Genomic DNA, 20101 nt, shown 5'->3' on the forward strand with positions numbered 1-20101 from the left:
GATCGACAGACCCCGTGCAGACCACCTGTGGACAACCCCTGGTCGATGTCCGATGTACGAACTATCGTCATTCACACGGCTTGGTATATTAGAATATATCTTCGAGAAAGGATGCAGGGTGATCGGGCTCGATGCGGTGGTCTCGCTCTCTCCGGACAGCGACTCCCGGGCGGGAGAAGTCCTGCGACTGCGCCGCGAGATCAGCAGGATGCAGCGGCGACGCAGCGAACATGCGCTGCTGCCCCTCGACCCCGCCTTCGCCGCACTCCTGCCGGAGGAGGGCCTGCAGACCGGCACCTCCTACACCGTCTCCCCTTCACCGAGTCTCGTGCTCGCACTGCTCAGTGCGGCATCGCAGAAGGGGCTCTGGTGCGCAGTGGTCGGCATGCCGAACCTCGGCGTCGAAGCAGCAGCCGCGTTCGGCATCGATCTCGCCCGTCTGATCCTCGTCCCCAGCCCCGGCGAGCGCTGGCTCGCGGCGACATCCGCCCTGGCCGAGGTCGTGCCCCTGATCGTCGTATCCCCCGGCATGCGGGCGCGAGACGCCGACGTCTCCCGGCTGAGCGCCCGCCTGCGCGATCGCGGATGCACGCTCCTGGTCACGGAGTCGCCCGGCACCGAGCGCTGGCCGCAGAGCGAGGGCACGATACGACTTCACGACCCGCACTGGCACGGCCTGGGCGCCGGCTGGGGGCTGCTCTCCGACTGCACGGTGACAGTGACCGCGCAGACACGGCACAGCCCTCGCCCGTCGAGTGTGCGTGTGCAGCTGCCAGGAGGGCACGGCACCCTCGAGGCCACCGCAGCAGAGCTCACCGCGCTGCCCGCGCTCTCCCCCGAGACCACCGCTCCCGGCGAGCCTGCTCCCGGCGAGCTCCTGCGATGGGCGGAAGCCGGATGAACGCCCCGCTCCGCGTCCTCGTGCTGTGGTTCCCCGACTGGCCGATGCGTGCCGCCCTCGGGAGCGCGCCCCCGCATCCGCCCACCGCCCTGGTGCAGGCGAACACGATCGTCGCCTGCACCGCATCTGCCAGAGAGCACGGCGTGCGCACCGGTCAGCGCCGCCGGGTCGCGCAGGGACACCTCTCGTCGTTGCGGGTGCTCCCCCACGACCCCGACAGGGACGAACGCGCCTTCCTCCCGGTGCTGCACCTGATCGAGAAGCACGCCCCCGGGGTCACACTGCTGCGACCGGGGCTCGCGATCCTCCGTGCCAGGGGCATCTCCCGCTATCACGGAGGAGAGGCGGAGGCCGCCGAAGCCCTCACTGCGATCCTCACGGAAGTCGGCTTCCCCGAAGTGCGCATCGGCGTCGCCGACGGCCCGTTCACGGCCGAGATCGCCGCACGAGGCCCCGCCCCCTGCACGGTCGTGCCGCCAGGAGGCTCCAGCGAATTCCTGGCGCCGTACCCCGTGCAGGTGCTGCGCGACGAACAGATCGCCGGCCTCCTCATCCGGCTCGGAGTGCGCACACTCGGCGAGTTCACCGCGCTCGCCCCACTCGACGTGCGCGATCGCTTCGGCGAGCACGGTGCGCGTCTGCACGCACTCGCCGCCGGCGCGGACTCCCGCCCGCTCACGCCGCGCCCGCCCGACCCGGAGCTGGTACGGAGCATCGAGTTCGACTCCCCGCTGGGCGGAACGGATCAGGTCGCCTTCGCGGTGCGCCAGACGGCGGACGCGGTGATGCTCGCTCTCGGCGACGCCTCGCTCGTCTGCACGGAGGTGAGGATCGACCTGACCGATGACAACGGGGGTGTCTTCTCCCGGTCCTGGCTGCACCCGACCTGCTTCGACGCCTCCGACCTCGTCGACCGGGTGCGCTGGCAACTGGAGGCACTGGCGGCGGAGTCCGCGAAGGATCCGGTCGACGAGGCACGAGCGTTCGGCGGCATCGTGGCGGTGCGCATCGTCCCGGCCGCCGTCGACGATGCCGCGCACCACCAGCCCGGCCTCTTCGGCTCAGGCACCGATGAGCGCCTGCACCATGCCGTCTCGCGCGTGCAGACCATGCTGGGCCATCAGGGCGTGGTCACCGCCGCTGTCGCGGGCGGACGCTGGCTCGCCGACCGCCAGGTGCTCACGCCCTGGGGAGAGCGCGCTGTCCCCCCGCGCGATCCTGGGTCCCCCTGGCCTGGCAGCCTTCCCGATCCACTGCCGGCGGAGGTGTTCCTGCCCCCGCGCCCCATCGGGGTGATCGCTGCAGACGAGAGCACGATCAGTATCGACGAACGCGGGACGCTCTCCAACGACCCCGCGCGCATCGACGGAGCTGCCGTGCAGGCATGGGCCGGGCCCTGGCCTGTGCACGAGCGGCGCTGGACGTCGGGCGGCGGAAAACACGGGCACCGGCTCCAGATCATCGACGACCACGATCGTGCGTGGCTGGTCTTCCACACCGGCGAGCGCTGGTGGGCCGAGGGGAGGTATCGCTGATGGGCTGGCACAATCCGCCGCTGTCCTGGAACGAGCTGGAGCGCACCCTCAGCGGCGAGGAGGCCCCTCCGATGCCGCCAAGCTCCGAGCCCAGGGGGCAGCGGACGGATCCGGGGCCGGTGAGTCATCGCCGCAAGCGCACGCCGCCCACAGCCATCCCCCGGCCCGAGGACGCGGTGCCCTACGCCGAGCTGCACGCGCACTCGTCGTACTCGTTCCTCGACGGCGCCTCCTCCCCCGAAGACCTCCTCGCCGAGGCCGACCGCCTCGGCCTGACCGCTCTCGCCCTCACCGACCACGACGGCTTCTACGGTGCCGCACGCTTCGCCGAGGTGGCCGACCTCATGCAGAGCCCGCTGCAGACGGTGTTCGGAGCAGAGCTCTCCCTCGACCTGCCCGCACCCCAGCGAGGTTCCGCCGATCCCGCGGGCGAGCATCTGCTGGTCCTCGCCCGTGGGATGGAGGGGTACCACCGACTCTCGGGTGCGATCACCGCCGCACAGCTGCGCGGCGGCGAGAAGGGTCGTCCGGTCTACGACCTCGATGACCTCGCTGCACGCGCTGGCGGCGACTGGACGATCCTTACCGGATGCCGCAAGGGCGCCGTGCGCCGCGGCCTCGAGGCCGGCGACGCCCTCACACCGCTGCGCTCCCTCGTCGACCGGTTCGGGAGCGACCACGTCGCCGTCGAGCTCTTCGACCATGGCGACCCGCTGGACACCCGCCGCAACGACACCCTCGCCGACCTCGCCCGTCGGATGCGACTGCCGGTGGTCGCGACCAACAACGTGCACTACGCCACCCCTGCGCAGGCACCGCTCGCCGAGGCCGTCGCCGCGGTCCGTGCGGTGCGCAGCATGGACGAGCTCGACGGCTGGCTGCCCGCACACGGGGGTGCGCATCTGCGCAGTGGAGCCGAGATGTCGACGCGCTTCCAGCGCTATCCCGGAGCGATCTCGTACGGGCTCGAACTGGCAGCGGCATCCGCCTTCCCGCTGCGGCTCGCCCGACCGGCACTGCCGCAGCAGAAGGTGCCGGAGGGACACACCCCGATGACCTGGCTGCGTCACCTGGTGTGGGAAGCCGTGCCGTCGAAGTATCCACGCCTGGACGATGACGGCCGCCGCCGGATCACACGCGAACTCGACGTGATCGAGGAGAAGGACTTTCCGGGGTACTTCCTGATCGTGCACGGCATCGTGACCGAGGCGCGGAGGCTCGGCATCCTCTGCCAGGGTCGGGGATCGGCTGCGGCGAGCGCCGTCTGCTACCTGCTGGGGATCACCGCCGTCGATCCGATCCTCTACCGCCTCCCCTTCGAGAGGTTCCTCGCGACCACACGGACGGAGGAGCCCGATATCGACGTGGACTTCGACTCCGACCGCCGCGAGGAGATCATCCAGTGGGTCTACCGGGAGTACGGCAGAGAGCGCGCGGCCCAGGTGGCGAACGTCATCCAGTACCGCCCGAAGAACGCGGTGCGCGACATGGCGAGGGCGCTCGGTCATTCCCCCGGCCAGCAGGATGCCTGGTCCCGTCAGGTCGACGGCTGGGGTGCCGGGCTGGAACCCGTCGAGGGCCACGACATCCCCGAGAACGTGCTCGCCTATGCCGGTGAGCTGCTGAAGGCGCCCCGCCATCTCGGTATCCACTCCGGCGGCATGGTGCTCACCGCGCGCCCTGTCGGCGAGGTCGTGCCCGTGGAGCACGCCCGCATGGAGAATCGCACCGTCATCCAGTGGGACAAGGACGACTCCGCCTTCATGGGACTGGTGAAGTTCGATCTGCTGGGCCTCGGGATGCTCGCAGCCCTCCAGCACTGCTTCGACCTGATCCGGGAGACCACCGGCGAGCAGTGGACGCTCGAGACCATCCCCAAGGAGGAGCCGGCGGTCTACGACATGCTCTGCCGCGCGGATTCGATCGGTGTGTTCCAGGTGGAGTCCCGCGCCCAGATCGGCCTGCTCCCCCGCCTGCAGCCGCGGTGCTTCTACGACCTCGCCATCCAGATCGCGCTCATCCGCCCCGGCCCCATCCAGGGTGGTGCGGTGCATCCGTTCGTACGGCGCAAGATGGCGAAGGACCGCATCGACGAGGAGAACCGGGGGCGGGCTGCTCGCGGGCAGAAGCTGGTGGAATTCACGATCCCCTACCCGCACAGCGATCTCGAGGAGATCCTGAAACGCACGCTGGGCATCCCGATCTTCCAAGAGCAGCTCATCCAGATGGCCACGGCGATCGGCGACTGCACGGCCGATGAGGCCGACCTGCTGCGCCGGGCCATGGGCTCCAAGCGCGGCCTGGAGAAGATCGAGAAGGTCAGGGACAAGCTGTACGCCGGGATGGCCAGGCGCGGTCTCGTCGACGAGGCCGCCGATCGCATCTACGCGCAGATCCAGGCGTTCTCGAACTTCGGGTTCGCCGAATCGCACTCACTGTCGTTCGCCCTGCTCGTCTATGCCAGCTCCTGGCTGAAGCTGCACTACCCCGCGGCGTTCCTCGCAGGCCTGCTGCGCTCGCAGCCCATGGGCTTCTACTCCGCGGCGACCCTGACCGCGGATGCACGGCGCCATGGGGTGGAGGTTCTCCGTCCCGATCTGCACGTCTCCGGTGCGACGGAGACTCTGGAGCCGATCGTCGAGGCGACAGGGAGCGGCCCCACCGGTCGGGAGTCGTGCCTGGCCGCCCCTCAGCCGGCTGCGGTCCGCTTCGACAGGGCGGCACCCGACGAATCAGCCGCGCACCGAAGAGACGGCCGATCCGCTGTGCGGCTGGGGCTCAGCGGCATCCGCGGAATCGGCGTTCCGATGGCGGAGAAGATCGTCGCCGAACGCGAGGCGAACGGTCGCTACCGGGATCTGCACGATCTGGTGCGACGGACGGATGCCACCGCCGCGCAGTTGGAGGCTCTCGCCACCGCAGGCGCGTTCGACTGCCTGGGCCTGGAACGCCGGGAGGCGATCTGGCTGGCCGGGGCGGCGGCAGAGGACAGGTCGCGCTTCCTCCCAGGAACCACTGTGGCCGTGCAACCGCCTCTGTTCGCGGATCAGACCAGCTACGAGCGTCTCTCCGCCGACCTCTGGGCGACCGGGGTGTCGACCGACGATCATCCGATGGCCCATTTCCGCGATGCGCTGCGCACCCGCGGCGTGCTGACCGCGGTCGATCTGCAGGGGCACGAGGTCGGTCGACGCATCGAGGTCGCCGGTCTCGTCACCCACCGCCAGCGCCCCGCCACGGCAGCCGGGATCACCTTCGTGAATCTCGAGGACGAGAGCGGCCTGGTGAACGTCGTCTGCTCGGCCGGGGTCTGGAACCGCTACCGCCGCGTCGCCCGGGATTCACCGGCACTGATCATCCGCGGCATCCTGGAGCGGTCTTCCGAGGGCGTGGTCAACGTGCTCGCGGATGGATTCGAGGACCTGCGCACCGGTATCACGCACCGATCGAGGGATTTCCGTTGAGGAGGAACCCCTTCACCAGAAGCGTTCCGGCTCCTCTGCCGGAGGACGATCCGCGCCACCCCATCGGTCGGCCTCGGCCTTCGCCGCATCGGCGGCGGCGTCGGCGTCTCGGAGGGCGACCTTCGCCCCCGTCGCGCCCGGTCCGATCGGGTCGACCAGGAGCGACGTGTGCGCGCCGGCTCCCCCCATGGTCACGGTGCACTTCAGGACGCGGCCTATCCACCGCGAGAAGTCGCCACTGGGCTCCTCATTGCGTCGATAACGGATGCCGGTGTCGAGGTCGACGAGCGCGAGGACCACGGGCTCATCGGTGAGCGGATCAGCCTGTTCAGTCACCTCGATGCGGTGGCCGTGAGCGATGGCGACCTGAGCGGTGAGCACGAGCAATCTGTCCATGAGTCCACCCTAGGCAACGCCACCGGGAAGACAACAGGGAGTCCCCTTCGGTAACATTCGTAAATTTCTTTGTCCCCCAAATGGCGGACAAGCCGATTAAGCGATATTCTGCTCAGGTAGCGGGGGCTACGAGGCTGATGTACTGGGGATCAGCCGTGAGCGCAGCGATTTCTTTCGCCGCCTCCCCAACCGTCCGGGAAGGGCGGTGAGCCCTCTCGACGACACCCGTCTGGGGCGGAGCCGTTCGAGAGGGCCAATCTCCCCTCCAGCGGACAGCAACGGCGACGCGTTCAGCCGAGCGGCACGACCTCGAGGGTGTTCGAGCGAACCGGCTCCTGGCCCATCTCCGGCGCATAGGGGCTCGGCGTGTACTTCGCGAGATACTCAGCATCGATCGCGGAGTTCGTCGCCTCGTCGGTGACCCGCTCGAATCGGACGTCCTTGGTGACACCGCCTGCCGAGACCCGGCCACGCAGGCTGGCGAGGGCGGGGGCATACCACTTGCCCTCGAGGCCCGTGTAGGAGCGCACGAACAGACGGCCTTCCACCGCCACCGCCCAGATGCCCACGGTCTTCGGCGTCGAGCCGTCGGCGAGCTGCGCGGAGAGATCGAACATCTCCGGCTCGGCGATACGGGCGAGCTCGTCGGGGTTCCAGGTGGTCATGAGTCCTCCTCGGGATCAGTGGATGCAGCAGAGTGCATGCTACGTCAGGTCGCCTCCGACCCGCGATCGGTCAACGCGCGAGACGGGCACGCAGCGAGTCGATGAGCAGCCCGACGCCGAGCTCGAACGTGCGATCCGAACGAGCGCTCCCCCGTTCCGCACCGTCGATGAGCCGGCCGAGGGTGCGCGTGCCCTCTCCGGGTTGCCATATCTCGTCGGGCGAGGCGAGGTCGAGACCGAATCCGATCGCGAAGGCATCGATGACCGCGATCACCGACAGCACCTCATCTTCGGGGAATCCTCCGTCGACGAGCACGGAGGCGAGGTCGTCGTAGGCGGCGATGACCGCCGGATGCGTGATCGTCTTGCCGACGAGCAGCGGAACGAGTTGCGGATGATCGGCATACATCCGACGCTGTGTCCGGAGCACCATACGCAGGTACTCGTCCCACGGCTCACCATTCCACTCGATGCGGTACCCGTCGACGAGTCGACCTCGCATGAGTTCGAGGATCCCGTCCATGCCCTCGACATGGTTGTAGAGCGACGACGGACGCACACCAAGGCGACGAGCGATCGCGTTGACGCCGAACGGCTCTCCGTCCTTGGCCAGCGCGAGCCCGGCAGCGCCGATGATCTCCGGGGACAGCAGCGGCGAGGAAGGCCTCGGCATCGGGACTCGCTTTCTCCGGGAACCGGAAGTCGGCAACTGGGGGTTCCGCACGAACCCTCTCCTGTGCATAATAATGAACATCGTTCGTTTACGAACACCATTCGTTTACGACGCTGTGCCCCATCCGACGCACGCCAGCTGTCTTCCCCTCCCGCGCACAATGCCGTGCCGACTCCCTGGAGCCCCATGACCACTCTCGACCTCCGCACCAGAATCCCGCTCCGCTTCCCGACGGCTGCGGCCACGTTCGCGATCGGGATCGCAGGCTACCTGGGCGTCAATCTGTCGCCCTACATGATCACCGCCGCACAGACCGGCCTCGGCATCGACATCCTCACCGCCAGCTGGCTCGTCACCGCGACACTTCTGCTGACGGCTGTGACGGGACTCGCGATCGCTCCACTGTGCGCCGGAGTGCACCGCCGAACTGTCGCACGCGCCGGGCTGGCTCTCGCCGTCGTCGGATTCTCGACCGCGGCGCTCGCCCCTGGCGCGATGCTCCCCGCACTCCTCCTCGGCGGAGCAGGAGCCGGTTGCGCCGTCGCCGCATCCGGGGCCGCCCTCGCAGCCTTCCGCAATCCGGACAGGGTCGCCGGCTTCAACGGGATGGCGAACCGGGGCGTCATCACCGTGGTCCTCGCTGTCATCCCGCTCATCGGCCTCGCGCCGATCGACGTCTTCGGGGCCCTGGCCCTGTTCAGCGTGATCGGCCTGATCGCGTCGGCCTGGCTGCCCGCAGCTCCGGTCGTCGCTCCGCAGGCGGGGGCGGCCGTCGCCGAGGCGATGCCGATCGAGATCCCCCCGACAGGGACCGTCCGCCTTTCGCCGGCGCGTTCACGCACGGTCACGATCGCCGGCTTCGGACTTCTCATCGTGTTCGCGCTCTGGGCAGCCAGCGAGGATTCGCTCTGGGCGATGGCCGGGGTGATGGGCGCTGAGCAGGCGGGATTGACCCCGGAGGGACTCGGCATCGCACTCAGCGGAGCGACGGCCGGTGGCTTGCTCGGCTCCCTGCTCCTCATGATCGTCGGAGCCCGATTCGGGCGCGCTGTTCCGCTCGTGATCCTGCTGATCGCCGGGGGCGCGCTGAAGATCGTGGAGGGATTCGTGTCCGAACCCACCACCTTCATCGTGGTGTTCATCGCCTGGAACTCCGTATATGCCATCGCGTTCATGTACTTCGTGTCGACATCGGCGGCACTGGACGCAGACGGCCGCTGGTCGGGACCGCTGCTCTCGGTCTACCTCGTCGGCTCGGCACTCACGCCAGTCATCGGTGCAGCTCTCGTCGGTGCCCTCGGCTACCAGGGTTTCGCCGTCGCCCTCGGTATCGCGAGCTTCGTTCTGGCCGTTCCCGCCGGAGCGATCGCCCTCGTATCGACCCGCCTCGAACGCATGAACGTACAGGAGACCATCGCATGACCCGCACCCTCTACCGCCACGGACGCATCTTCACCGGCGACGAGTCGCGCTGGGCCGACTCGGTCGTCATCGACGGCGACGTGTTCGTCCACGTCGGTGCGGAGGAATCAGCACCGACGGCCGACACTGTCATCGACCTAGGGGGCCGCGTCGTCCTCCCCGGATTCACCGACGCACACACCCACCTGCTGATGATGGGTGAGGCGCTCGGACAGGTCGGACTCACGGACGCCCCCTCGCTGGAGGAGATCCAGTACAGGCTGAACGCTGCACGAGGAACCGCTCCCGGTGTGCTGCGCGGACGCGGCTGGCTGTTCGACGCGATCCCCTATGGAGAGCCGACTGCGGCGATGATCGATGCGGTCGTCCCCGACATGCCGGTCTACCTCGACGCGAACGACTACCACTCCTGCTGGGTGAACACCGCTGCCCTCATCGAGCTCGGAATCACGCGGGACACCCCCGACCCCATCGGCGGTCGCATCGCCCGCGACGCCGACGGCGAGCCGACCGGGATGCTGTATGAGACTGCTGCACAGCTGCACGCGTGGGCTCACCGCGACGCGAGCACGACCGATGCCCAGCGGGACGCGGCGGTCGAGCGGGTCGTCTCCGCCTACCTCGCCGCCGGTGTGACCGGCGCCGTGGACATGGCTTTCGACGAGCTCGGGCTCGCCGCGCTCGGTCGGGCCTCCGAGCGCGGCGAGCTCCCGTTGCGTATCGCCGCGCACTGGTTCATCGCGAACACCGGCGACGACGCCTCGAACCTCGCGCAGGTCGCGCAGGCTGCCGAGCACGCGTCGGCTTCGACGGCAGGCGTACAGGTTCTCGGGATCAAGTTGGTGCTCGACGGCACGATCGATGCGTGCACCGCGGCCATGGGCGCCCCGTATGCCGACGGCACGAACGCCGAGCCGATCTGGCCAGCCGAGCGGCTGCTCCCCGTGGTCGCTGCGGCGGACGCCGCTGGCCTGCAGATCGCGTTGCATGCGATCGGCGACGCGGCGAGCACGTTGGCCCTCGACGCGATCGAGCACGCGATCGCGGTGAACGGCGAACAGCGGCGTAGGCACCGCATCGAGCACCTCGAGTATGCCGCCCCTGCGACGGCCGAGCGCATGGCGCGGCTCGGCGTGACGGCCTCGATGCAGCCTGTGCACGCGGACCCCGCGATCTTCGCGAACTGGGCGGCGCAGATCGGAGACGACCGTGCCGACCGCGCGTTCGCCTGGTCGGAGTACGAGCAGGCCGGCGCGCTCCTCGCCTTCTCGACCGATGCACCGACCGCTCCGCACGAGGCGCTTGCGAACATGTACGTTGCCACCACCCGCGCATCGGCCCTGACTCCCGGCGTCGCCGCCGTGCACCCGGAGCAGGCGCTCCCACTCGATCGGGCCGTGGCGCATGCCACGCGGGATGCCGCGGCATCGATGGGCGACGGCGACTGGCGTGGACGCATCGCCGTCGGATACGCGGCCGACTTCGCCGTTCTCGACGCCGATCCGTTCGACGCTGACCCGGCGACTCTGCTGACCGCGCGAGTCGTGCGGACGGTCATCGCGGGACGAACGGTCCACGAGTCGTAGCTTCCCCGTCTGCATTTCCAGGATATCCCCGAGGTGGGGGCTTGCCGCAAGACCCCCACCGTGGGGCAGAATCGACCCTCGCTCCTGTGATCTGCACTCGAGCGTGAAGGAGATCCATGCCCCTCGACCCCTTCCGTCTTCCCGAAGGCCTGCACGCCAAGACCGCACCTGAACTCCTCGACGCCGACCGGGTGCAGCTCCGGCGAATCGCGGACACACTGGAGGATCAACGCACCGAGGTCGCGCGGCGGCTGACCGAAGTGCGACGCCGCAACGCCGAGTTCGGCGACGCCGCTGTGGACCGCGATCTGGAGATCCGACGGTTGAGCGCGCGACTTCGGGTCTTGGAGCGATTCGGGATCGACATCTGCCTCGGGCGGATGACACCGGCCCGCGGCGAACCGATCTACATCGGCCGCATCGGGCTGGCCGCCGACGACGGCACCCGCCTCCTCGTCGATTGGCGGACGCCGGCGGCGGAGCCGTACTTCGCTGCGACCATGGAGGATCCGCGAGGGATCATCTCCCGTCGCCGATACCGCTGGGCCGACGGCCATGTCAGCGACTACTGGGACGAGGCGCTCACACCTGCCGCGTTCGACGGCGCGGCGTCCCTCGACGACCAGTCCGCATTCATCGCCAGCCTCGGAACCCACCGCACCTCGCGGATGCGCGACGTGCTCGCGACGATCCAGGCCGACCAGGACGCGATCATCCGCACGCCCTCCGCCGGCACGCTCGTCGTGGACGGCGGTCCCGGCACGGGCAAGACCGTCGTGGCGCTGCATCGCGCCGCGCACCTCCTGTATGCCGAGCCCCGGCTGACGCAGAGCGCCGGGGGCATGCTGCTGTTGGGACCCAACGCGCACTATCTCGCGTACGTCGAGGATGTCCTGCCCAGTCTCGGCGAAGACACGGTGCGGCTGTGCACGCTGCGCGATCTCGTTCCGGAGGGGGCGGCGTCGGTCGAGGAGCCGAACCCTCGGGTCGCGGCGCTGAAGGCGTCGCTCGACCCCGTCTCGATGCTCGATGCCGCCGCCAGATCGTTCGAGCGTCCGCCTCGGCATGCGATGCGTTTCGAGTCACCATGGGCCGATCTCTGGATGAGCCGCGATGAGTGGGCAGAGCTGTTCTCCGGAGCCAACCCGGCCGCATCGCACAACGAGGCACGCGATGAGGTCTGGGAGGAGATCTTGGAGCTCCTGGTCGACCAAGTGGGCGACGAGGAGGTGCCCCCACACGTCGTGCGGCGGTGGCTGCGCCAGGAGAACGAGCTCACCGGAGCATTCGTCGCCGCCTGGCCGTTGCTGTCGCCGCCTTCGGTGGTCGCACGGCTGTGGACCTCTCCTGACCTCTTGCAACTGTGCGCCCCGCACCTCTCGTCCGCCGACATCACGCTCTTGCAACGCGAGGCAGAAGCACCGTGGACCGTTGCAGACCTCCCGTTCCTGGACGCCGCCCACCGCCGGATCGGCGATCCCGACTCGGTTCGCGAGGAGCACCGGCGTCAGGCCGTGATCGCCTCGGCGCAGGAGCAGATCTCCCACGTCGTCGATCACCTGATCGAAGACGACGACAGCGAGATGAAGGTGATGTCGATCCTCCGCGGCCAGGATGCGAGGAACGTTCTGCTCGGCGTCGATGCCCCGCCGGCCCTCGCCCCCGATGAACTGGCCGGGCCGTTCGGCCACATCGTCGTCGACGAGGCGCAGGAGCTCACGGACTCCGAATGGCGGATGCTCATCGACCGCTGCCCCTCACGCAGTTTCACGATCGTGGGCGACCGGGCGCAGGCACGGCACGGCTTCACCGAGAGCTGGGAGGCGAGGCTCGCACGCATCGGTCTCCGCGACGTCAAGATCGCCCACCTGGGCGTGAACTATCGGACGCCCGCCGAGGTGATGAAGGTTGCGGCACCGGGCATCCTCGCGGCGATCCCCGATGCGAATGTGCCGACGTCGGTGCGCGAGAGCGGAGTCCCGGTGCGCTTCGAGGCGGCCGCATCGCTCACTCCCCTGCTGGAGAGCTGGCTCGACTCACATCCGGACGGTGTGGCGTGCGTGATCGGCGATCCGGCATTCGCTGCCACCTCGCGCGTACGTTCGCTGAGTCCGGAAGGCGCGAAGGGGCTCGAGTTCGATCTCGTGATCCTCATGCACCCCGAGCAGTTCGGCGACGATGTGACCGGCGCCGTGGATCGGTATGTGGCGATGACCAGATCGACCCGGGAGCTCGTGGTGCTCCGCTGACGAGGAGCTCGCCTGAGGAGGAGTCGGGAGTTCAGCCCACGAGCAGGCGAGCCGGGGCAACGAGCGCGAGAGGACCCATCCACCGCCCATACCCCGACACGATCATGCCAGCGACTCCCGCAGGTTGAGCAGGTGGGCGCGGCTGCGACCTGCTGCCGCGCCCTCATCGCGGTCGGCGATCGCGTCGGCCAGTTCGGCGTGGACATCGTGATCGGCGTCTCCACCGAAGTGCCGTCGGATGCGGAGCATCTCGATCATGGCCTCGCGCAACCGTGGAGTGAAGCTGTCGAACAGGTCGAGGAGGACAGGATTATGCGCGGCGGCGACGATCGAGCGGTGGAACACGGTGTCAGCATCGACGTGGCTGTCGATGTCGGACAGGTGCTCGGCGCGCTGAGCGAGCGCGCGTCGGATGGCGCGGAGGTCGGCAGGCGTACGTCGTGCGGCGGCGAGCGCGGCCGCCTCCGTCTCGATCGCGATGCGCGCCTCGATCACCGCGACGATGCCGGCTTTGCGCAACACCGCATCCCAATCCTCCGGAGCGTCGAGCGCGGTGACGAACACTCCGGCACCCTGCCGCGATGCCAGCACACCTCGTCCGGCAAGCTGTCGGATCGCCTCGCGCATCGTCGAGCGACCGACGCCGAGCTGTGGCGCCAGGGTGGTCTCGCCTGGAAGCTTCTCCCCGAGCGCCCACTCGCCTGAGCGGATCCGCTCCAGAAGCAGTTCCGCAGCCTGATCCGCAAGGGGTGCTCGCCTCACCTGTGCCATGGGCCTCTTCTTCCTCTCCTCTACTTGTCTGAGGAGTTGTGTTACAGTCTAGCCATGTTCTCGTCAGAGCACCTTCTTCTTCGCCGCCACGGCGGGGCGTAGCCGGACCGGCTCCCCGTCGTGGGGTCGAACGTGCCGGTCGCAGCTCTCGAAGAAGGACGCAGCACCGACATGACCACGACACCGTTCCCCCGCCTCTCCACCCCCACCGGCCCCGTGCCCGAGCACTCCCCCTCGTGGAACCGGCAACGACACTCCCAGATGCCGTCGCACCGCTACCGCGACGTTTACTCCCGAGTGGACATCCCGCTGATCGAGCGGGACTGGCCAACGCGCCGCCTGACTACAGCACCGCTGTGGGTGCCCGTCGATCTGCGCGACGGCAACCAGGCCCTCGCCGAGCCGATGGACCCGGCACGCAAGCACCGCTTCTTCGATCTGATGGTGGCGATGGGCTACAAGGAGATCGAGGTCGGATACCCCTCGGCGTCGCAGACCGACTACGACTTCGTCCGACTGATCGCCGAGAGCGACATCGCCGCCGAGGATGTGACGATCGTCGTGTTCACTCCCGCACGCCGCGACCTCATCGAACGCACGGTCGCGTCCATCAGGGGCATCGCCAATCCGGTCGTGATCCACATGTACACCGCGACCGCACCGACCTGGCGCAGCATGGTGCTCGGACACGAGCCCGAAGACCTGAAGAAGCTCATCCTCGCCGGCGGCCGGGATGTGTGGGAGTTCGCCGGAGACATGCCGAACGTGCGGTTCGAGTTCTCCCCCGAGGTGTTCAACCTGACCGAGCCCGACTACGTGCTCGACATCTGCGATGCGATGACCGAGCTGTGGCAGGCCACCCCCGAGCGTCCGGTGATCCTCAACCTCCCGGCCACAGTCGAAGTCGCCACCCCGAACGTGTACGCAGACCAGATCGAGTACATGCACAAGAACCTCGCCCGTCGCGATGCCGTGATCCTCTCCGTGCACCCGCACAACGACCGCGGCACCGGCATCGCCTGTGCCGAACTCGCGGTGCTGGCAGGGGCCCAGCGGGTCGAAGGCTGCATCTTCGGCAACGGCGAGCGCACCGGAAACGTGGACATCGCGACACTCGCCCTGAACCTGCACGCGCAGGGGGTCGACCCGATGATCGACTTCTCCGACATCGACGAGATCCGCCGCACCGTCGAGTACTGCAACCGGATCGAGGTGCACTCCCGCCACCCCTACGTCGGCGACCTGGTGCACACGGCGTTCAGCGGCACGCACCAGGATGCGATCAAGAAGGGCTTCGCCGAGCATCGTTCACGCGCTTCAGCGGAGGGGCGCGCGGAACGAGAGATCGAGTGGCGGGTCCCCTACCTGCCGATCGACCCCGCCGACATCGGCCGCGATTACGACGCAGTGATCCGGGTGAACTCGCAGTCGGGCAAGGGTGGCATCGCCTACCTGCTGGAGACCGAGTACGGGATCGAGCTGCCCCGGCGCCTGCAGATCGACTTCGCCCGGCACGTGCAGCGGCATACGGACACGACCCGCGCCGAGGTCACGGCGGCCGAGCTGTGGAGCGTGTTCGACCGGGCCTATCTGCATCCTTCTCCCCCGACCGGTGTCGCACTCACCGCATACGAAACCGCCGAAGCGGGCGGGCTCACCACCACAAGGATCGCCCTGCGCATCGACGGGCGCGAGCATCCGAGCACTCACCTCGGTGGAGGTCCGGTCGAGGCCCTGATCGCGGCGCTCGACGCCCACGGCATCCTGATCGATGTCGTCAGCTTGCACCAGACCAGTGTGGGCTCGGGGAACGACAGCGATGCGCTGACTCTCATCGAACACCGCGCAGAAGACGGCACCACCTGGTCGGCCGGCAGGGGGCGGTCGGTACTCACCGCGAGTCTCTCCGCGGTGATCGCGGCCGCGAACCGGGTCCGGGTGGATGGCGGCGAGAGGGAACTCTGAGTGTCCGTCGGCGACCCGCTATCACTCCGGGTCGCCGACGTGCCCTGGAGCGGTGAGGGAGAGCACTCGCTCGACGAAGGCCGCGTACTCCTCCATGTAGTGCTGAAGGAACTTCCGTGTGCCCTCGTCTTCGACCGTCCCATCCGGGCCGAACATGTCGGGCCGATACGTCAGGTAGGCCTCGGGGGCGTTGAGCTGCGGCGCGTTGAGGAAGCTCAGCACGCTGCGCATCGATGACTGCATGACAGCGGTGCCGATCGCACCGGTGGACGCACCGATGATGCCTGTGGGCTTTCGCGCGAACGAGTTGTGCCCCCACGGGCGCGAGCCCCAGTCGATCGCGTTCTTCAGTGCTCCGGGGATCGAGCGGTTGTACTCGGGCGAGACGATCAGCAGACCCTCTGCATGCTCCACGGCTCTCTTGAACTCGGTGACGGCGGCGACCGGATCGAGCTCGTCGTCACGGTTGTACAGCGGCAGTTCGCGAATGGGGATCTCGACCATCTCCAGGCTGGGCGGCGCCAGCTTCACGAGTGCGGTCGCGAGGACGCGGTTGATCGAGTCGTGGGCGAGGCTTCCGATGAGGTAGCCGATCCGGTGAGTCATTCGGATTCTCCCTTGTTCGTCGCGTTCAGGATAGCTCTGCGCCCCCGCGACGCAAGCCTGTCCTCGCGCACCGCGCTCAGTGCACGAGCGCCTTGAGGACCACGAAGACGATCCCGAACGACGCCGTTCCCAAGGCTCCGAGAACACGCGTGAGAAGGGGGCTGCCACGACGGAGGAAGGCGACGTAGCCGAGGAACGCGAGGATGACGACGCCCGACCAGAGCGCGAGATCGTTCGCGAGCCCGTCGGGGATGACGCGGGTCGTGCCTGCCAGCAGGAACACCCCCGGTACCGTCGCGGAGCTGAGCATGCCGAGGGAGTGCTTCACCGAAGCCGCGAACGCCGCACGCACGCCGACATCCTCGCCCTGCTCTCGTTCGTCACGATCGCTGACCCTCGCCACGGTGCCGGCATAGACGTGCGCGCCCCAGAACACCAGCACGGTGACGGCGACCGTCACGAGCACCACCAGCGACGTCTCGCCGTGCGCTGAGGACACCGCGACCAGTCCGCTGACGAGAATCGTGCCGTAGACGGCGGCCTCCGTGCCGAACCCTGAACGCAGGGCCTTGTGCACCCGGAGGATCCCGTCGTCCGCAGCCGTTCTCCGCCTGTTCATCTACGCTGCCGCTCCTGATTCGTCGTGCCACCTATTGCATCGAGATCCCATCATCCCTCGACGCGCAAGGGAACCTTCACGTCGCCGCCGGCCTCTTCGGTGATCCGATCCCCCATCTGCACGAAGGTCGGCGCCGAGATGAAGCCGCCGGCGAACAGAGCCTGACCCTGCACGAAGTCTGCCGACCTGCGGATGGCTTCTTCGGAGGCGAACCCGAAGACGTCGGCGAGCTCGGCGAGATCTCGCGGCGCATTGACCCGCATCAGCGCGAGGTTGTCGCACTGCGAGAGCACGTTGGGGTGGATCTTCGTGGGCCTCTGCGTGGAGAGCAGCAGCCACAGCCCGAACTTGCGTCCCTCGGCGGCGATCTGCACGAGTTGCTCGGTGAGCGCGCGTTCGACAGCCGTCTCCGGATTCGGCGAGCAGAGGTTGTGTGCTTCATCGATGACGATCAGGACGGGCCGTCGTTCTTCGCGCCGCGCCCAGAGATGCTCGAGCACGGCGAGGGCCGCCACCTTCGGCTCCGCCGGGTGCTCGAACCCGCCGAGGTCGAGCACCGTGGCCCTGGGGCGCTCATCCACGACGTCGACCACCGACACCGCGCCGCGGGACCATACGTTCCATTCCAGGACCTGCAGGTTTTCGATCCGCTTCGCGAGCCTGGCCTTCCCCGGATCCGCAGACCCGAGCAGCCCTGGCACCATGCCTCGCGCGTCCAAGGTCTCGGCATTCTGTTCCAGGTGGATCAAGGCGTTGTACTCGTCGGCGTCGGCGATCGGATCCATCTGCAGCACGGCCGCCTTCGACGCCGCGGTGAGGTCGACGAAGCGCGCATGCAGCCGCTCCCCCTCGCCCGCGCCCGAACGGAAGACCCGGATATCGGCTTCGGCCACCCTGGCGGCATCCGCGTCACTCGCCGTGAGCCTCGTCTCCCGCAACCGGGTGAAGTCCCCGTTGGGATCGAGGATGAGCATCGGCAGCTCGGTCTCCAGCAGCAGTTGTTCGAGGACCACGCCGAGCGCATAGGTCTTTCCGCTGCCGCTCTGACCGACCCAGAAGGTGTGCCGGTTGAACCGGCGCGCGTCGAGTTCGACGGCGACTTCGGGATCGTCGAGGGCTGTGCCGATCGTGAGGTACGTCATCGTTCTGCTGTGCCTTTCGCCTGCGGAGTCATACGACCGGTCGGATCGGATCCTCCGACGGGCTGTGCTCGACATCTTCCTCGATCGGGCGTGTGCGCACCAGTCACGACCTCACTCCCTCTGCCGCCGACGGTGATGGCATCTTCCGGGTAGGGCAGCGAACCGCACAGACGGTCGCCGGACGCTCGTGATCGAGCGGCACGACACCCTCGCCGCAGACCTCGACGCACCCCTGCGAGCCGTGTGGAGCGACGAGGTCCTCGACTTCCGCTCGAGGATCGCAACAGGCGGGGCATTGACCGCTACATTCGAAAGCATGAATCCCCGTCGTTTCACACGTCTGATCGCGGTCGTCGCAGTCGTCGGCGCCCTGGCCACGGCCGTTGCCGGGTGCGCTGCCGCGCCGACAGCGCCGACGTCCACAGCCACCACGCCCCCGGAACCCGAGCCCACGCCAGACGCCACGAGTACTGAGGCACCGGCGACGCCCGGCGCGGAGTTCGGGGCCTTCAGCCACGACGAGCTGGCTCAGATCTGTGTCGACGCCACCGTGTCGACGTTCAGCTCCGACGTCAAGTTCGACCTCGCGGGCACCAGGATCGAACACCGCACCGTGGATCCCGAGTGGCTCGTGATCGTTCCCGCGCGCACCGGCGGCATCGATGGTCATTCGTTGTGCACGATCGGCGGCACCCCGTCGGCACCAGTTCTCGAGCTGTCATCCGGATCGATCACCGAGCTGCCCGAAGACCAGATCCAGCGACTGATCCGAGGAGAGAACGAAGGGGGCGATCGGTAGTGTGCGATGCGGATGCAGATGATTCTTCATCGATAAGCCGACCGCAGCCGACCCTCTCGCGCCGTGCCATGCTCCTCGGGGCCGGGGCCCTGCTCGGAGCCGCCGCAGTCAGCGCTGACGCCCTTTCTCCGGCACTGAGTGCGACTGCCGCTGGAACGTACCTCCGCCCGTGCGGTGATGTTCGCATCTCCGATTCGTGGCAGGGGCACAAGAACCGGAATCCGCCCTCCGCAGAGCCAGGCACCGACTATGCAGTAGAGGTCGGCACGGCAGTCCGAGCCGCGACGGATGGCGTGATCATCGATCGCAAAGACTCGACGTCGACGGCCACCGGGCGCTACATCGCTCTCCGTGGAGACGACGGAAACTACCTCCGATACCTGCACCTGCTCTCGAGCATCGTCGCAGTGGGAACGCGGGTCAGCCGCGGACAGGTCATCGCATACTCCGGCGCGTCGGGATTCGGCAGCGAGAGCGGCTACGGACCTCACGTCCACGTGTCCCTCTGGGTCAACGGCACACCCTCTCAACAGGGATTCGCCGCATCGGTCGACTTCGAGAACTACGTCGTCGGCCCGACCCAGCCCAGCGAGCCCGTCAAGTACTACGTCACCAGGTACGACAACACCGTGTGGGCCGTGACGCCGACGACGATCACCGCCCTCAGCTTCCCGCAGTGGCAGGCAGCCGGGTCGCCTCCACCGTTTTCTGCGCCGACCGAGTACGTCAGGTATCCCTGGTCGACGACGATCAGCGCGGTCACCATGTTCGGAACCGATCAGTCGAGGTGGATATGGCGGCACCTGACCCTCGAAGAGTGGAATCGAGTCGGGCGTCCGACACCGCGAATCGCCGGATGGATCAAGGACTCGGTCTACTACCAGTGGGCGGGGTCAGCCCAGATATTCGTCCAGGATGCGGGTGGTGTCAAACACGCACTGACGTACGCGGAGTGGCAGACATCCGGGTTCCAGCCGTTCCAGAAACGCGCGACACAAGGCTTCGTAAAGCTCTCCTGGGATGGGAACATCGCCTTCCTGACCGACTACGCAGCGGGCAAAGGCGGGCCTATCGACCGCAAACAATGGGAGGCGGAAGGCTTCCCGACTCCGACGGTCGCGACGCGATTCCCCGGTGACCAGTTGTACATGTTCAACGGCGATCCCACCATCTGGTACGCCGGGCCGACCGTGAACAGGCCCATCACCTACGCGGAGTGGGGCTTGTTGGGCTACCCCTCACCGACCATCCGCCGCTGATCAGCGGCGGACTGCGGCAGCTACCCGGTGCCATGAGAACGCAGAAAGA

The 20101-nt window shown here is 68.1% G+C and carries 16 protein-coding genes; 9 read left to right on the forward strand and 7 right to left on the reverse strand.

The window, feature by feature from the left end:
• Positions 1-118 precede the first annotated feature (118 nt).
• From ACIQTX_RS14000 to ACIQTX_RS14010, 3 genes are read left to right on the forward strand one after another with little or no spacing between them, the layout of a single operon-like run.
• The gene (locus ACIQTX_RS14000; RefSeq protein ID WP_105525695.1) at positions 119-901 is read left to right on the forward strand and encodes a hypothetical protein; all 783 of its coding nucleotides are present in this window, start codon (positions 119-121) and stop codon (positions 899-901) included.
• Positions 898-2436, forward strand: a complete 1539-nt coding sequence (locus ACIQTX_RS14005) for a DNA polymerase Y family protein (protein ID WP_402972859.1) — start codon at positions 898-900, stop codon at positions 2434-2436. The genes ACIQTX_RS14000 and ACIQTX_RS14005 overlap by 4 nt, the downstream gene beginning before the upstream one ends.
• Entirely contained in the window at positions 2436-5900 is a 3465-nt protein-coding gene (locus ACIQTX_RS14010; RefSeq protein ID WP_402972861.1) for an error-prone DNA polymerase, read from the forward strand. Before ACIQTX_RS14005 ends, ACIQTX_RS14010 begins: the two co-directional genes overlap by 1 nt.
• Positions 5901-5912: 12 nt before the next feature.
• Here ACIQTX_RS14010 and ACIQTX_RS14015 read toward each other — a convergent pair whose 3' ends face one another.
• From ACIQTX_RS14015 to ACIQTX_RS14025, 3 genes are all read right to left on the reverse strand, one after another.
• Entirely contained in the window at positions 5913-6296 is a 384-nt protein-coding gene (locus ACIQTX_RS14015) for a hypothetical protein (RefSeq protein WP_402972863.1), read from the reverse strand.
• A 290-nt stretch (positions 6297-6586) separates the two neighbouring features.
• Positions 6587-6961, reverse strand: a complete 375-nt coding sequence (locus ACIQTX_RS14020; RefSeq protein WP_402972865.1) for a DUF2255 family protein — start codon at positions 6959-6961, stop codon at positions 6587-6589.
• A 70-nt stretch (positions 6962-7031) separates the two neighbouring features.
• Positions 7032-7634: a TetR/AcrR family transcriptional regulator C-terminal domain-containing protein gene (locus ACIQTX_RS14025; protein WP_402972867.1), complete on the reverse strand. Its 603-nt coding sequence runs from the start codon at positions 7632-7634 to the stop codon at positions 7032-7034.
• A gap of 186 nt (positions 7635-7820) precedes the next feature.
• On the opposite strand from ACIQTX_RS14025, the gene ACIQTX_RS14030 reads away from it, so the two are divergent.
• The 3 genes from ACIQTX_RS14030 to helR all read left to right on the forward strand — a co-directional run bounded on the left by ACIQTX_RS14030 (position 7821) and on the right by helR (position 12891).
• Positions 7821-9056 (forward strand): MFS transporter, encoded by a 1236-nt coding sequence (locus ACIQTX_RS14030; RefSeq protein ID WP_402972869.1) that lies wholly within the window; start codon positions 7821-7823, stop codon positions 9054-9056.
• Positions 9053-10642: an amidohydrolase gene (locus ACIQTX_RS14035; protein WP_402972871.1), complete on the forward strand. Its 1590-nt coding sequence runs from the start codon at positions 9053-9055 to the stop codon at positions 10640-10642. Before ACIQTX_RS14030 ends, ACIQTX_RS14035 begins: the two co-directional genes overlap by 4 nt.
• Positions 10643-10758: 116 nt before the next feature.
• Positions 10759-12891 carry an RNA polymerase recycling motor ATPase HelR gene (helR, locus tag ACIQTX_RS14040; protein WP_402972873.1) on the forward strand — a complete coding sequence of 711 codons (2133 nt, stop codon included), beginning with the start codon at positions 10759-10761 and terminating at the stop codon, positions 12889-12891.
• A 102-nt stretch (positions 12892-12993) separates the two neighbouring features.
• Here helR and ACIQTX_RS14045 read toward each other — a convergent pair whose 3' ends face one another.
• Complete coding sequence (locus tag ACIQTX_RS14045) at positions 12994-13662, reverse strand: FadR/GntR family transcriptional regulator (protein WP_402972875.1); 669 nt, start codon at positions 13660-13662, stop codon at positions 12994-12996.
• A gap of 261 nt (positions 13663-13923) precedes the next feature.
• On the opposite strand from ACIQTX_RS14045, the gene ACIQTX_RS14050 reads away from it, so the two are divergent.
• The gene (locus ACIQTX_RS14050; RefSeq protein WP_402973075.1) at positions 13924-15627 is read left to right on the forward strand and encodes a 2-isopropylmalate synthase; all 1704 of its coding nucleotides are present in this window, start codon (positions 13924-13926) and stop codon (positions 15625-15627) included.
• 21 nt (positions 15628-15648) lie between these two features.
• Here the strand turns inward: ACIQTX_RS14050 and ACIQTX_RS14055 are convergent, their stop codons facing one another.
• The 3 genes from ACIQTX_RS14055 to ACIQTX_RS14065 all read right to left on the reverse strand — a co-directional run bounded on the left by ACIQTX_RS14055 (position 15649) and on the right by ACIQTX_RS14065 (position 17994).
• Positions 15649-16233 carry an NADPH-dependent FMN reductase gene (locus tag ACIQTX_RS14055; protein WP_402972877.1) on the reverse strand — a complete coding sequence of 195 codons (585 nt, stop codon included), beginning with the start codon at positions 16231-16233 and terminating at the stop codon, positions 15649-15651.
• Positions 16234-16309: 76 nt separating this feature from the next.
• Positions 16310-16852, reverse strand: coding sequence for a hypothetical protein (locus ACIQTX_RS14060; RefSeq protein ID WP_402972879.1), 543 nt, complete (start codon positions 16850-16852; stop codon positions 16310-16312).
• A 50-nt stretch (positions 16853-16902) separates the two neighbouring features.
• Complete coding sequence (locus ACIQTX_RS14065) at positions 16903-17994, reverse strand: ATP-binding protein (RefSeq protein WP_402972881.1); 1092 nt, start codon at positions 17992-17994, stop codon at positions 16903-16905.
• A 316-nt stretch (positions 17995-18310) separates the two neighbouring features.
• Here ACIQTX_RS14065 and ACIQTX_RS14070 point away from each other — a divergent pair, with 316 nt between their 5' ends.
• Both ACIQTX_RS14070 and ACIQTX_RS14075 read left to right on the forward strand, forming a co-directional pair.
• Positions 18311-18793, forward strand: a complete 483-nt coding sequence (locus ACIQTX_RS14070; protein ID WP_402972883.1) for a hypothetical protein — start codon at positions 18311-18313, stop codon at positions 18791-18793.
• A 68-nt stretch (positions 18794-18861) separates the two neighbouring features.
• Positions 18862-20052, forward strand: coding sequence for a M23 family metallopeptidase (locus tag ACIQTX_RS14075; RefSeq protein WP_402972885.1), 1191 nt, complete (start codon positions 18862-18864; stop codon positions 20050-20052).
• Positions 20053-20101: the final 49 nt, after the last annotated feature.

Origin of the sequence: Microbacterium sp. NPDC090281, assembly GCF_044769635.1 — a bacterium.
Lineage (GTDB): Bacteria > Actinomycetota > Actinomycetes > Actinomycetales > Microbacteriaceae > Microbacterium.